The organism is Psychrobacter sp. CLB018 (genome assembly GCF_041222815.1).
In the GTDB taxonomy this organism is placed as follows: Bacteria; Pseudomonadota; Gammaproteobacteria; order Pseudomonadales; family Moraxellaceae; genus Psychrobacter; species Psychrobacter faecalis.
Genome location: NZ_CP166085.1, coordinates 3,114,966 through 3,129,232, shown reverse-complemented (window position 1 = coordinate 3,129,232; position 14,267 = coordinate 3,114,966). Strand labels below are relative to the sequence as shown.

Annotated in this window: 11 protein-coding genes; 10 read left to right on the top strand and 1 reads right to left on the bottom strand. The window is 42.5% G+C overall.

Annotated features, from left to right (window positions below; all coding sequences use genetic code 11):
• The first annotated feature begins 647 nt into the window (after window positions 1–647).
• The 8 genes from rpmH to AB8P72_RS13285 all read left to right on the top strand — a co-directional run bounded on the left by rpmH (window position 648) and on the right by AB8P72_RS13285 (window position 8,317).
• Window positions 648–782, top strand: coding sequence for a 50S ribosomal protein L34 (gene rpmH, locus AB8P72_RS13320; RefSeq protein WP_007394757.1), 135 nt, complete (start codon window positions 648–650; stop codon window positions 780–782).
• Between the two features lie 205 nt (window positions 783–987).
• On the top strand, window positions 988–1,359 hold the full coding sequence (rnpA, locus tag AB8P72_RS13315) for a ribonuclease P protein component (protein WP_068405046.1): 372 nt from the start codon (window positions 988–990) through the stop codon (window positions 1,357–1,359).
• A gap of 1 nt (window position 1,360) precedes the next feature.
• A complete protein-coding gene (yidD, locus tag AB8P72_RS13310; RefSeq protein WP_198328101.1) occupies window positions 1,361–1,738 on the top strand; it encodes a membrane protein insertion efficiency factor YidD in 378 nt (125 codons plus the stop codon).
• Window positions 1,739–1,952: 214 nt separating this feature from the next.
• Complete coding sequence (gene yidC / locus AB8P72_RS13305) at window positions 1,953–3,635, top strand: membrane protein insertase YidC (protein WP_068405044.1); 1,683 nt, start codon at window positions 1,953–1,955, stop codon at window positions 3,633–3,635.
• Window positions 3,636–3,986: 351 nt separating this feature from the next.
• Window positions 3,987–5,432 carry a tRNA uridine-5-carboxymethylaminomethyl(34) synthesis GTPase MnmE gene (mnmE, locus tag AB8P72_RS13300; RefSeq protein ID WP_313205951.1) on the top strand — a complete coding sequence of 482 codons (1,446 nt, stop codon included), beginning with the start codon at window positions 3,987–3,989 and terminating at the stop codon, window positions 5,430–5,432.
• Window positions 5,433–5,540: 108 nt separating this feature from the next.
• Window positions 5,541–5,999 carry a transcriptional regulator NrdR gene (gene nrdR, locus AB8P72_RS13295; protein ID WP_068405041.1) on the top strand — a complete coding sequence of 153 codons (459 nt, stop codon included), beginning with the start codon at window positions 5,541–5,543 and terminating at the stop codon, window positions 5,997–5,999.
• Between the two features lie 121 nt (window positions 6,000–6,120).
• A complete protein-coding gene (gene ribD, locus AB8P72_RS13290) occupies window positions 6,121–7,176 on the top strand; it encodes a bifunctional diaminohydroxyphosphoribosylaminopyrimidine deaminase/5-amino-6-(5-phosphoribosylamino)uracil reductase RibD (RefSeq protein WP_193030400.1) in 1,056 nt (351 codons plus the stop codon).
• A gap of 466 nt (window positions 7,177–7,642) precedes the next feature.
• Entirely contained in the window at window positions 7,643–8,317 is a 675-nt protein-coding gene (locus AB8P72_RS13285) for a riboflavin synthase (RefSeq protein ID WP_193030402.1), read from the top strand.
• 57 nt (window positions 8,318–8,374) lie between these two features.
• On the opposite strand, the gene AB8P72_RS13280 is transcribed toward AB8P72_RS13285, so the two are convergent.
• Complete coding sequence (locus tag AB8P72_RS13280) at window positions 8,375–11,308, bottom strand: response regulator (RefSeq protein ID WP_313205949.1); 2,934 nt, start codon at window positions 11,306–11,308, stop codon at window positions 8,375–8,377.
• 183 nt (window positions 11,309–11,491) lie between these two features.
• On the opposite strand from AB8P72_RS13280, the gene fmt reads away from it, so the two are divergent.
• On the top strand, window positions 11,492–12,598 hold the full coding sequence (gene fmt, locus AB8P72_RS13275; protein ID WP_289050225.1) for a methionyl-tRNA formyltransferase: 1,107 nt from the start codon (window positions 11,492–11,494) through the stop codon (window positions 12,596–12,598).
• An 84-nt stretch (window positions 12,599–12,682) separates the two neighbouring features.
• On the top strand, window positions 12,683–14,254 hold the full coding sequence (locus tag AB8P72_RS13270) for a transcription antitermination factor NusB (RefSeq protein ID WP_068405030.1): 1,572 nt from the start codon (window positions 12,683–12,685) through the stop codon (window positions 14,252–14,254).
• Window positions 14,255–14,267 lie beyond the last annotated feature (13 nt).

The following is a 14,267-nucleotide window of genomic DNA, read 5'->3' as shown; positions in this document are numbered from 1 at the left end:
GAAAAATACTAACCCCATAGTCCAAGGTGATCGGTCAAAAGAACGTCATTTTTATAGTGTAAATTTATCAGCTTTAAGCCCCAGAAAGCCTCTTTTCTTAACAAAGATATCTTATGATCACATAACTTAAAATCATACATCTAGTAGGGCGCCAATCTAACACAAACAGCCTGTGGATAATACCTCGTTTTTTGTGGATAAGACTGTGGATAGTTTTGTGGATAAGTATATATCATGAGTTATCCATATTCCACCCACAGGTTATCCACAACCTTACCCATAGTCTATCCTATTGATAAAAAAGTAAAAAAACAAGTTAACCACAGATAATACGACCCCCAATAACAACAATACTTATATATATTAATAGTTAATTATTATAGAGTTCGATACAAACTGTGGATAAGTTTTAAAAATTGATTATCAAAATAGCTTTTCTAAAAGATAATTTGGGTCTACTGATATGAGTTTATTTAACTAAATCTCTTAGCTGTAAATATCTCATTACGGATAAATATAAGAAAACTCACTCTGTTGTAAAATCATCTGTATAAAAACAGAGCAAATTAGTTCATTGACCAAAATACTATGCGGTGGTATAATCCTCCGCTATTACGAATTTAGTCCATTATTTTGATAGGTGAGTTATGAAACGTACATTCCAACCAAGCGTGATCAAGCGTAAACGTACTCACGGTTTCCGTGCACGTATGGCAACCAAAAAAGGCCGCCAAGTCTTAGCTCGTCGCCGCGCTAAAGGACGTCATCGCCTTACTGTATAATTAATCAGTAGATTGCGATAAGCATGGCCGATAGTGCTTGTTGTGTTTCTATTATTTTATAGATTGCGATCGTCAAGCATCACAACTGTCACTTAGCCATATATTAAAAGCGCCCACATCGGCGCTTTTTTTGTCTCTATACTTTGTTATTCTTTCTACGCTATTATCTCTGCTAGTGTTATTAGCTCTTATATTAGGTTGTATTATGCCCAATACCGTTTCAGCGCCCCCTAACGCTCGCTTTACCAAAGCGCAGCGCCTGCTCACGCCTTCGTCCTTTCGCGAGGTATTTGACGCGCCTGAGCGCAAGCTGCATCAGAGTCATTTAATGGCATTTGTACGTAGCAATCATTGTGAACAGCCTCGAGTCGGTATGGCCATTACCAAACGTAAAGTACCGACGGCTGTCACACGAAATTTAATCAAACGCCATGTTCGTGAGCAGTTTCGTATAAAGGCAAGTCACTTAGAAAACAAAGATATTGTATTTATTGTCAAAAAGTCTATGAAGCAATTAAATAATAAAGAAATAATAAATGAAATTAATAATATCTTTAAAAAAATAGAAAAAAAATAAAATGAATTACTTATTAAAAGTTATAAATAATTTTTTTTATAAACTATTTTATTATTTTATTGTTTTCTATCAAAGAATAATAAGCCCTATTTTACCTGCGCGCTGTCGTTATTATCCAACTTGCTCAAATTATGGTAAACAAGCTTTAGCATGGCATGGGGTTTGGTCGGGTAGTTGGCTATTATTAAAACGTATCAGTAGCTGTCATCCGTTAGGCGGACATGGCATCGATTTTGTGCCACTCCCTTTGTCTTCTTATCATTATCAATATATATCGCCTACGACGACACCAGCTTATGATAAATCGCAAAGCTGGTATGTTTATAAAGATACTAAGAGCTATGTGGCTCGCCTAAATTATCTAATGAAGTCGATATAAACTTTATTATCGACTAAGCAGTTGTGGATATCTTTCAGGTTACCCACAAGTTATCCACACGCTTGTATCATTTAGAGCGGTTTTTTAGTAAAATGATGAACATTTTATGTGATTGACTGCTGGTATGACTGCTAAGGAAAGGGTTTGATACTGTGTGGTGGTCATGACACATGCCTGATTTTTCATTCCCTAATTTTTAATCTAGGAAAGGTTTATGCAAAAGATATTTCGGGTGATGATCATCATTGCGATGCTAATCACCGCTTATCTGCTGATTTTAGCATGGCGAGATGATTATGCCGATGCACCAGCTGTAGACGCGGTACCAGAAACGTCAACATCGGTAGGTGCTGATATTCCTGCTACCACTGGCGCAGCAGGTGACATTCCAGCACAAACGCTACCAGTTGATGCGGGCGCTGTGGCAGAGGCACCTGCGACCAATACGGGTCTAATCACGGTCACAACCGATCGCTATGACATTAAAATCAATCCAGAAGGCGGGGATATCGTTTATGCGGCGTTAAAGCAATATGATGCCACACTCAATAGCGAAAAACCTTTTGTGTTGTTAGAAAATAATAGCGGTCGCGTTTATGTGGCGCAGTCTGGTCTTATCGGTCCAAACGGTATTGATACCGCCGAAGGTCGCGCCAAATATAGCCACGCTGCCAATAATTATGTGATGGAGAAAGGTCAGCAAACGTTATCAGTACCACTTACCTATCAAAAAGATGGCGTGACGGTTACTAAGACCTTTACTTTCACCCAAGATAAATATCCGATTGATATCAGCTATCAAATTCAAAACGCTTCTGCCAATCCTTGGCAAGGACAGATGTTTGCGCAGTTAAAGCGTGACGATAGTAAAGACCCCGGCATGTCTGATAAAGGCGCGCTAAGCATGGCGACGTATTTGGGCGGCGCTTGGGGCACACCTGAAGATCCTTATAATAAGTTAAAATTTGGTAAATTTAACGATGGTGAGTTGACTACGACCAGTGATGAAGGTTGGGTTGGTATCGTTCAGCATTACTTCGTTTCTGCTTGGACGCCTGAAAACTTTACGGGTAAGTTCTTTAGCCGTGAAACGGGCAATGATTACTTTATTGGTTTTAACAGTCAACCTGTTAATGTGGCACCAAACAAGCAAATTACCTTAAAAGCAACTCTCTATGCTGGTCCAAAAGTACAGTCTGAGCTAAAAGAAGTGGCAGTAGGTCTGAATCAGACCGTCGATTATGGATTGCTGTGGCCAATATCAAAAATATTATTTGCGATTTTGGATGGTATTCATAAAGTTATCGGCAACTGGGGCTGGTCAATTATTCTATTGACGCTGTTGGTTAAAATCGCCTTGATGTGGGTATCTAATAAAAGCTACTACTCAATGGCGAAAATGCGGGCTATCGCCCCAAGACTGGCGGCATTAAAAGAAGAGCACGGCGACGATCGCATGAAAATGTCGCAAGAAATGATGGCAATTTATAAAGAAGAGAAAGTCAATCCGATGGCGGGTTGTTTACCTATTCTGATGCAAATGCCGATTTTCTTAGCGCTATATTGGGTGTTGGTTGAAAGTGTTGAGCTGCGTCATGCGCCTTGGATACTGTGGATTCAAGATTTATCAGCGATGGATCCATGGTTCATTTTACCGCTCTTAATGGGTGCGTCGATGTTTATCCAGCAGCAACTAAATCCGCAGCCCGCTGATCCAATGCAAGCTAAGGTGATGAAGTTTTTACCGATTATTTTCACCGCATTCATGCTGTTCTTCCCAGCAGGTTTGGTACTATACTGGACGGTGAACAACTTATTTAGTATGACCCAGCAGTACATCATCAACCGTAAGGTTGAAGAAGAACAAAAACGTCGTACCGTCAAAGTTCTGGATTAAATAAAGTTCAAGTCTATAAAAACCATCGCTAAGGCGGTGGTTTTTTTATGTGTTAAGCTTTATTGTTTCTATCCAATATAGTGAGAGAAAAGTAATATCGTTACATCACACACTGCTGATATCAATTTTTTTTGCTTGCTGTGCCTACGCAGACAGAGGCTACAAAAAATTGATATCAGCAATACCGTAGCGTTTTTAGGATATTTTTACTATAGCTACCGACTAAAATAGCTATATAACCATACTTTAGGATTTTAATAATCTACTCGTTGAAGTTTGCTTTGTCAGTGCCTGCTAAGCCGTCTATAATGGGGTTTTTGCTTATTGAGAGTGATTGTGGATTCTTTAAAGATGGCACTAGCCGCCGATAATTTGGATGAATCACCTAAAAATTCTAATATATCTGGCCTTCCGACCATTGCGGCGATTGCTACACCGCTTGGGCGTGGTGGCGTCGGGGTTATTCGTCTGTCAGGCGCGCTTGCTTACGATATCGCTTGTCAGCTTACTGGCAAGTCGACTTTCACGCCGCGTATGGCCAGTTTTTGCCGTTTCTATCAGGCTGATGGCACGACCATTGATGAAGGTTTGGTGCTGTACTTTAAAGGTCCGCACTCGTTTACTGGCGAAGATGTGATTGAGCTACAAGGTCACGGCGGCATGATTTTACAAAATCAGCTGCTAGCACGCGTGTTTGAATTGGGCGCAAAACAAGCGGGCGCAGGAGAGTTTTCTTACCGTGCTTTTGATAATGACAAATTGGATTTGGTACAAGCAGAAGCCATTGCTGATGCGATTGATGCTACCAGCGCCGCCGCTGCCAGTAGTGCGATTCGCTCACTTAGTGGTGAGTTTTCACAAAAAATTAATCAGCTACTTGAGCAATTGATTCATCTGCGCTTGCACGTCGAAGCGGCGATTGATTTCCCTGATGAAGAAGACGTTGATTTCTTATCTGATGGCGTTATTCAAGATAAGCTTGAACAAACCCAATCCAAAATACAGCAAGTGCTAGCGACCGCCAAGCAAGGTCAGCTATTACGCGACGGTATTCATGTAGTGCTTGCTGGCAGACCAAATGCGGGTAAATCAAGCTTGTTGAATCGTTTGGCAGGGCAAGAGCGTGCTATCGTGACCGATGTCGCTGGGACAACACGCGATACCCTGCAAGAAACCGTCGTGCTTAACGGCTTAACCTTGCATTTAACCGATACTGCAGGTCTGCGCGAGACTGAAGATACGGTCGAGCGTATCGGTATTGAGCGTGCGCGTAAGGCGATTACGCAGGCTGATATGCTGCTGATGGTTTATGACGTGACTCGTGACCTTGCAAGCGATAGCACGCCATTACAACTGGCTGAACAGCTATTTGGCGAGTTGCCAGAAGCCAAGCGCTTACTGATTATTGCCAATAAAAGCGATTTATTAAACGATAACAGCAGTAAAGAAAGAATCGCTACTTCACAAGCAGAAATAAAAAATCGTGGCTATGAGCAGGTCAATGTTTCATGTGAAACAGGCACAGGAATTGATGATTTGGTTGAAACCTTATGTGCTAAAGTAGGTTTTCATCCGCCAGAAAATAGCTTAATCGCCCGTACACGTCATTTGGACGCGCTAAGACGTACCGCTGATTCGTTAGTAGAAGCACATGAGCAGCTGACGGTGTTTAAAGCAGGTGAGTTAGTGGCAGAAAGCCTACGCCAAGCGCAGCAAAGTTTGGGAGAAATTACGGGTGAATTTAGCGCTGATGATTTATTAGGAAAAATCTTTGGTAGCTTTTGTATTGGTAAATAACGAGTAAAAGTCTGCTTCTTTATCTGCATAGTAAAATTATCATTTTTTAGAAAATTTAGTTTTATCAATAATTATATTCGCCCTCACTATTAACCTAAGGAAAAGCGTATGCATTGCCCATATTGTAATGCGTCAGATACCAAAGTTATCGACTCACGGCTAGCAGCTGATGGCGCGCAAGTACGGCGCCGCCGCTCATGTAATAGCTGTCAGGAACGCTTTACGACCTTTGAAGTGGTAGAAGTAGTGATGCCGCGTATTATCAAATCAAGTGGCAAAATTGAGCCTTATGACAATGATAAATTGCGCCGCTCGATTTTATTGCCCTTACAGAAGCGCCCAATTACTATTGATGAGCAAGAAGCGATGATTAGTCGTATCGAAAAGCGCGTACGCCAAATGGGTGAGCGCGAGGTAAGCAGTAAAGTCTTGGGTGAGATTATTATGAGTGAGCTTAAGACGCTTGACGATGTCGCTTATGTACGTTTTGCCAGTGTCTATCGTGATTTTCAAGATATCGACGCCTTTCATCAGGAAATTGCCAATATTCGCCCAAATGAAAAGTAGGTTAATTTAGCTATCAGTCTATAAATCTGCCTTAATACTGAGTAATCCCTTTAATTTAAGCTATTTGAAGTTATTAAGGATTTATTAAAACTATTTTCCAAACTCTATTAAGTACGCCTTTATGTCGAACTCAAAACACTCTCAAGACGCCAAAGACCGCTATTTTATGATGCTCGCCGTTGAGCAGGCCAAGCATGGTCTGTATACCACGCGTCCCAATCCAGCGGTCGGCTGTGTGATTGTGCAAGCAGATGAAGTAGTCGGCCAAGGTTTTCATCCTAAAGCGGGGCAGCCGCATGCTGAGGTTTTCGCCTTAAAAGATGCGGGCACGCGCGCGATCGGCGCGACCGCTTATGTTACTTTAGAGCCTTGTAGTCATACCGGACGTACACCGCCCTGTGCCTTGGGTCTTATCAAAGCTGGAGTAGAGCGTGTTGTCATTGCTGGTCTCGACCCCAATCCACAGGTGGCTGGTCGCGGTGTGAAACTTTTAGAACAAGCAGGCATTGCTGTTACCGTCGGCGTGCTAGCTGCGCAAGCAGAAGCTTTAAATAAGGGCTTTTTAAAGGCGATGCGTAGCCAAATGCCTTATGTTAGGCTTAAGATTGCTACCAGTCTTGATGGCCGTACGGCGATGGCATCCGGTGAGTCAAAGTGGATCACGGGTACAGCAGCGCGCGAAGATGTACAGAAACTGCGTGCGCAAAGTGGCGCTATTATCACAGGCAGTGAAACGGTCATCATTGATAATCCGCAGTTAAATGTACGCTCTAGTCAACTAGGTATTAATCCTGAACAAGTACCACAACCTAAAATAGTGTTACTCGATAGACGAGGGCGATTAGAACACGATTTACAGTCTGACTATCAGCTATGCCAGAGTCCAAAAACTCTTTATTGGCGTGAAGAGAGTTTAATAGAGTTATTAAAGAACTTAGTGAGTGAACATCACTGTTATGACGTCTTAGTAGAGGCGGGCGCAAACGTTGCAGGAAGCTTTTTACAGCAGCAACTGGTGGATGAGCTCATTGTTTATCAAGCACCGTGCTTATTAGGAAGTGAGGCGCGCCCTATGGTTGCTATCAATCCATTATCGTTAGCGCAGCAGCTACGTTTTGATATCCACGGTCATGAGCAGCTTGGTTCTGATCTTAAGCTTACCTTATTACCTTTATAGTCGGCGTTATAAAAGGCCTTGTCTTTCAATATTTTACCCACAAGATTAAACTTACATACAATGTATGTGGATAAGTGGAATAGTTTTATAAAGGTTTCACATGAAACTGTGTATAACTTTGTTTCACATGAAACTTACTAGTAATTGTTAATAATGTTTTAAAGTTATAATTTATTTAAAATCAGTTACTTATGTATATAGCTCAAGTGTAGTGAATAATTATTAAAAAGCAGACTTATTGTGGATAACTCTTTAAAAACCAAGTTTCTCATACTACTACTCCTTATGTCAGCGCTAGTTATCCACAGTTTATCCGCTGAGTCTTTTTATTCTCGCTAATTTTATAGTAAGCGCTATAAACAGCTTAAAGACTAATAGCGATTATCGTTATTGATTTTGAATGAAATAATAGGTTTAAATAATATATGCTGCCTTTAACGGCCATAAAAAATACCAAGAGGTTAATATGTTTACTGGAATTATAGAAAGCGTTGGCAAAGTAAAGTCCATGCAGCCAACGGGCGGTGATATCCGCTTGACCATAGAATCTGCTGGCTTAGATTTTAGCGATGTGAAACTAGGCGACTCGATTGCTTCAAATGGCATTTGCTTAACGGTGGTGGAGTTTGGTAGTAATTATTACTCTGTCGACGTTTCACGTGAAACTATTGCTCGTACAGCGCTGGCAGATTTAAAGCCCGGTTATGCGGTGAACTTAGAAAAAGCCATGCTACCAACTACCCGTTTTGGTGGGCATATCGTTGCCGGTCACGTTGATGGGGTAGGCGTGGTTAGTAAATTGCAAAAAGATGCGCGCTCACTTTATATTGAAATTGAGATACCACACGAGTTGGCACATTATACGGCTACCAAAGGCTCTATTACCCTTGATGGTATCAGTCTCACTACCAACTTAGTCCGCGATAATATCGTTTCGCTCAATATCATTCCGCATACCGCGCAAGTCACCAATATTGCCCAGCATTGGTTGGTAGGTAGTAAAGTCAATGTTGAGGTCGATATTGTGGCGCGCTATTTAGAGCGGTTATTAAACAAATCGCAAGCGGATACTGCCCATGCTAGCAGCCCGCAAAGTACGATTACTGAGGCGTTTTTAGCTGAGAATGGTTTTATGAAATAAGGGTTAAATAGCCAAAATCATCACCAAGCTGTTATAAAAGACAGATCTTGCAAACGCTTATTGGTTTTTAATCAGCGTTTGCAAAACAGTTTTTAGCTTTTGTTTATTAATAGGCTTGGCCAAAAACTCATCCATGCCCACTTGTAAACAGGCAATTTTATCTTCTTCGCTATTATTTGCGGTTAGCGCAACGATTGGAATATCATCGCCTTGCGCGCGAATCGCTTGGGTCGCTTGCAGTCCATCCATCACGGGCATCCGGCAGTCCATCAAAATAAGCGCAATTTCCTGACGCTGCGCTTGCAATTTGTCCAACGCCTGCTGCCCATCTTCCGCCACGATACTGCGATAGCCAATCTTTTCCAGTATCTTACAAGCTATTTTTTGATTGGTTGGACTATCTTCTACCACTAAAATCAGTGGCGCTAACGTTTCATGAGCGGCGTTATCTGCGCCTAACGGGCTACTGCTTTGCTGTTTGTTTTCTTGGCTAGTTATTTGCGGTAACAGTGTTTGTCTAACGGGTAGGGTTAATCGCAGTAATTCAGAGAGTGATAATGCCACATCGAGTGGTTTGTTTAAAAAACCGTCACATTGATCCAGTAACATAGAAGGAATGCGGCGCTCAGCTTTCATACTGACCAATATTTTTGGCAGCGCAGTATTAGACAGTAAGCTATTTAGAGCCTGCTGTTTATCGATATCTATACGTGCTTTATCTTCTGATTTCTCCAATTTATTTTCAGCGTCTATATTTTTATCATCAATGTTTATTTGAGGTGATAACGCGAGCGTGATGTCTTCATAATATTCGTAATCTAAGAGCAAAATAGGTGCAAGTTTCTGCGCATCTTGCGCCAGTTTATTATTTATTTGCTCAAGCGCCACTCTATCTATAGAAGTGGAAATAGTGGCTGGGATAGATAAATAAGCGCACAAATCGCGTAAATGCTTGGCTCGCAGCGGTTGTTTAATGACGGCAATAAGATGAATATAAGTCAATTGCGGATTAAAGTGGTAAATAGGCTGATAGGCTGGTCGTCTACAAGGCAAATACAGTTTAAAAGTACTGCCTTTATTAAGCGTGCTTTTCATCTCAATAAAACCGCCTAATAGTTTAGCGAAGCTATTAACGTCGTTTAATCCGAGCCCTTTTATGGCGCTGTTTTTGTGCGCGTAGTTAATAGGGTGGTTTTTGATGTGAACACTGTTTTGGCTGTTGCTTTCATTAAAATACGTCAGCAGTTGGTGCTGCTTTGCGATATCGATGCCTGTGCCGCTGTCTTTTATACTAAACCGAATCCAGTCGTGCGATGGATGAATGGTAGTGTTTGATTTATCTAGATTGCCGTGATTCGTATCATGGCTGTTATTAGATATGTGCTCTTTATCTACCTCGCCTATACTGGTACTTTTGATATCAGCTATGTCCGCATTGGTCACCGCGTCGATGGTAAGTGACACATAGCCAGAATTGGTAAATTTAATGGCGTTATCTAATAGATTACGTAGGATTTGCCGCAAGCGCCTATAGTCGGTATCGATACAGCGCGGGCTGTCAGGCGCAAAAAAATACAAGAGCTCAAGTTCTTGCTGCCTCAAGCTTTCTACCATCGATTGACTAACTTGTTGACCAAGCTTATAAATATCCACCGCTTCAATAGATAGACGGGATGTACGAACCTCTATCTCTCCTATATCTAACATATCGTTTAGCATCGTCAGCATAGAATGGCTGGTTTGAGTCAAAGTCGTAACGATTTGATGTTGCTTAGCGCTCAGATTATCGGGATTGATAGGCTCTAACGTGTCAATCATGGCTTCTAACGGCAGGCGTAAATGATGTCCCATCGTCGATTTAAGTGCTTCAAACTCATCAAGCTGACGTTGTAGTTGACGGTTTTGCTTTTCCAAATGCGCCGTTTGTTCGACAAGCTCATGGATGTTATTGAGTAAAACGGTAAAACCATGCACCTGCCCGTGTTCGCCAAACCACGGCGTGATATGCAACTGATAAGCTTTTTTATTGTGCAAACCATAAACCAGTAGCGTGCGCGTGACCCGCAAATCTGTCAGTTTTTGTAGCAGGGCTTGGGTTGATTCGTCTTTAGTAAAGAAAAAATCGGCCAGTTGATAGTTGCTATCGCTGTGAAAGATAATGTCAAATACCTGCTCAAAGCGTTGATTAAAAAAGCTGATTTGACCGTGTCTCATAATCATCAGCATTGGCAAGGGCGCATGATCAACCAATCGCTCTAAACGATGCTTTAAGGTAGTAATACGGCGATGACTATTATGCAACTGATAACTGATACGGCTAAGCGCGTGACCCAAACGCAAAAATTCATCTGTGATTTTCTTTTCGATAAACGGCGGTGTGACATAGCCATCCTTAGCATGGTTACTTAACTCATCGGTATAAATGAGCAGTTGTTCCCAGTTGGCACGCCGCTTTAGAGTATAGAGTAAGGCCATAGCAAATAGTAAGATGGCTGTCATCAATGGCAACCAATAGCGATACGACATCCAATTGATATCAAGCGGTTCATGCCGCAGTATCAGGTACACCTTATGACCACTTTCCAGTTCAATGGTGCCGACCAAATTACGATTATTTAGCTCATAGGCACTATGATGATTGTTAGGAGAAGGTACGGAAGTAATGACGTTAGGAAAGGTAATGCCAGTAAATTCCCGCTCATTTGGGCGGGTACGTCGGTGAATATACGTTTGCCCAGAAGGCATCATAAAAATCAGCTGATAGCTCATATCCTTTAAAAAAGGCTTTTGTAATATCTTTTTAATTGCTAAGTTTGTAGGGTTTGAGAGCTGGGTTATCTCGTGCTGTAAATTATAAAAGCTTTGGATACTGTGCTGCTCATTATGCTGCCTCATCTCATAAAACATGGTGCCGTAATACACTGCCAACATCGCTAATAATGTCAGTGTATAAAAAATCAGCAGTCGTTGTAGAGATTTAAATTGTTGCATAAAAGCAGGACCCTAAATCGGCGGTAAGTCGGTATGTCTTAATATGAAGTCAAAACTACGTTTAATAACTATTATAAAGATAAAACGCCTGATTAATAGCGCTTGATTGCTGCTATTACAATCATGGCACAACGCTACAAACTCACCTATAATAGGCAAATTAACCATAAATACTGCCTGACTATGACCACATCTGCTGCACAATCTGATTTATCTATTAACGCCACTCAATCTCAGCAAAACGTTGCTATCAAAGTGCCGCCGGCTGCTAAACCGCTGCGAGTGGTATTTGCTGGCACACCAAAGTTTGCAGCGGTTAGTCTTGAGGCGCTTATCGAGCAGCAAGAAGCGCTGAATATAGATATCGTTGCTGTTTATACCCAGCCCGACCGTAAAGCTGGCCGCGGACAAAAACTGGCGGCGTCGGCGGTCAAACAAGTCGCTTTGGCCAATGACATTGTGGTTGAACAGCCTGCTACCTTTAAAAAATCCAGCACCGAAGGCATGGCAGCACGGCAGACGCTGCGTAGCTATCAGCCTGATGTGATGATTGTCGCGGCTTATGGGCTTATTTTACCGATTGGCGTCTTAACCACGCCGACTTATGGTTGTCTTAATATTCATGCTTCGATGTTGCCGCGTTGGCGCGGTGCCGCCCCGATTCATCGGGCGTTACTAGCGGGTGATAGCGAGACTGGCATTACCGTTATGCAGATGGATAAAGGCTTGGATACGGGTGATATGCTTTACAAGATCAGCGCACCTATCGAAGCTGATGATACGGCCGCCAGCTTGCATGATAAAATGGCAGCACTTGGCGCGGCGGCTATTACTACCGTATTAAAAGACTTGGCGCATTACCAAGCACAAGCTGTTGCTCAAGATGACAGCCAAGCCAATTATGCGGAAAAATTGGTTAAAACCGAAGGCGAAATCGACTGGACGCAGTCTGCTACACAGATTGAACGCCAGATTCGTGGGTTGACTCCTTGGCCTGGCGCCTACACCTTTTTAGCAGGGCACCGCGTCAAAATTTTGGCCAGTCTGCCTGTAAACCCATCACAGCAAACCGTTAAGCCTGCGGGCACTGTTATCAGTGTTGGGCGAAAAGCCATACTGGTCGCTTGCGGCAGAGACACTATTAGCGAACCCCAAAGCAAAGAATACTCAGCGACGACTTTGGCGATTACTCACTTACAATTTGCAGGTGGTAAGCCGATGAGCGCTGAGCAAATTTGCCATGGTAATCAATTAAACGATGGCGATCAGTTTATGGCAGAAGTAAAGTAACTTACTTATGCTTAATGTATTTAATAACAAGCAATCTAACTTTTATCAGACGCTGTCGATCAGACGTCAAGGAAATTCAATTTAATGAGACAAACCAGCACTGCACCAAGAAATAATAAGCTCAAACCGTCAAGCAACCTTATTATGAATGGTAGCGTCCGTGTCCGGGTGATTCGCACTTTAGTGGCCATTCAAAATGGTCAATCACTTGCCAGCGTCCTTGACCCGTTACTCAACAGTCTGCACGACGGCGATAAAAGCTTTGCCCATGCCTTACTACTGACGACACTGCGCCAGTGGTACGCGCTGGCACGTTTGCTCGATACGCTAGCGGACAATCCTATCGATGAGGTTGAGGTTCGGACTACTATTCAAGTGGGTTTAGCGCAATTGCTGTATTTAGAAGTGGCGGACCACGCAGCGATTCATGAAACGGTTGAGGCGGCAAAAGAGATTGATTTTGCCCATGCAACAGGTTTGATTAACGCTATCTTGCGTAAAGTCGCTAAGAATCCTAGCAAGTTTCGTAAAAAATGTGATAAAAAGCACAGTCTGCCGAACTGGCTTGCTTATCAGCTTAAGCAGGACTGGAAGGATGAGTATGACGAGCTGATGCAAGGTTTGCGCCACGCAGCACCGATGTTTTTGCGAGTCAATTCGGCGGTTAGCTCAGTAGAGGATTATCAGAAAATACTTGATGGGGCAGAGATTGAGGCGGATGTGGTTGAGCTAACGACTGGTTTTAAATTAGCGAACTCGTCAGATACCGCTTTAAACACCACGCTATCTACTAAAGGGTTGCGACTACAGCAAAGCACCGCTGTTAGCGCCTTGCCGCATTTTGCTGAAGGGGCGCTCAGCGTACAAGATATGCACGCTCAGCTTGCAGCACCGATTATCCATAAAGCTTTGATGAATAAGGTAAGCGCTGATAAGTCCAATGCTGATTCAGATAGTAGCAACAATAATGAACTACATATCCTAGATGCTTGTGCGGCACCTGGCGGTAAATTGGCGCATTGGTTAGAGCTTATAAGCTCTAATAACGATTCATCATTGTTTCACGTGAAACAAAACGACGAATCTGTTTCTATGGCTTCAAGAGTGAAGCTGACGGCTATCGATAACGAAGCGCTGCGTATCGAGCGTATTCATACTAATTTACAGCGCCTAAACTTAAATCAGCAAGATTTAGAGCAGGCTGAGAAGAATATAGCGCTAAATATCGTCTGTGCTGATGCGACCACATGGCAAGGGGCTGGTAAGAAAAAGAGCAAACTTGTCTTTGATGCTATATTATTAGATTCTCCTTGTACGGCGACTGGCGTAATCCGTCGTCATCCTGATATCAGTATCTTGCGTACCGAAGAAGACGTTGAGCAAACGGCACTCTTACAAGCGGATATTTTGCATAACCTGTGGCCACAGCTAAAAGCGGGTGGTTATCTGCTATATGTCACCTGCTCTATCTTAAAGCAAGAAAACGTCGAGCAAATGCAGGATTTTATGACTCACTATAGTAATGTAGAAGCCATTAAATTTAGCGACAATTGCAGTTGGGGTATAGAACAAGCGATTGGTCGCCAGTGCTTGCCGATTGATAGCGAGAGCGGCGACGGTTTTTATTATGCCTTGCTGCAAAAAACTGCTGAATAAACTGTTTTAATTA

Coding starts and splice junctions, on each gene's coding strand:
- rpmH (WP_007394757.1), top strand. CDS start 648: ATGAAACGTACATTCCAACCAAGCGTGATCAAGCGTAAACGTACTCAC.
- rnpA (WP_068405046.1), top strand. CDS start 988: ATGCCCAATACCGTTTCAGCGCCCCCTAACGCTCGCTTTACCAAAGCG.
- yidD (WP_198328101.1), top strand. CDS start 1,361: ATGAATTACTTATTAAAAGTTATAAATAATTTTTTTTATAAACTATTT.
- yidC (WP_068405044.1), top strand. CDS start 1,953: ATGCAAAAGATATTTCGGGTGATGATCATCATTGCGATGCTAATCACC.
- mnmE (WP_313205951.1), top strand. CDS start 3,987: ATGGCACTAGCCGCCGATAATTTGGATGAATCACCTAAAAATTCTAAT.
- nrdR (WP_068405041.1), top strand. CDS start 5,541: ATGCATTGCCCATATTGTAATGCGTCAGATACCAAAGTTATCGACTCA.
- ribD (WP_193030400.1), top strand. CDS start 6,121: ATGTCGAACTCAAAACACTCTCAAGACGCCAAAGACCGCTATTTTATG.
- AB8P72_RS13285 (WP_193030402.1), top strand. CDS start 7,643: ATGTTTACTGGAATTATAGAAAGCGTTGGCAAAGTAAAGTCCATGCAG.
- AB8P72_RS13280 (WP_313205949.1), bottom strand. CDS start 11,308: ATGCAACAATTTAAATCTCTACAACGACTGCTGATTTTTTATACACTG.
- fmt (WP_289050225.1), top strand. CDS start 11,492: ATGACCACATCTGCTGCACAATCTGATTTATCTATTAACGCCACTCAA.
- AB8P72_RS13270 (WP_068405030.1), top strand. CDS start 12,683: ATGAGACAAACCAGCACTGCACCAAGAAATAATAAGCTCAAACCGTCA.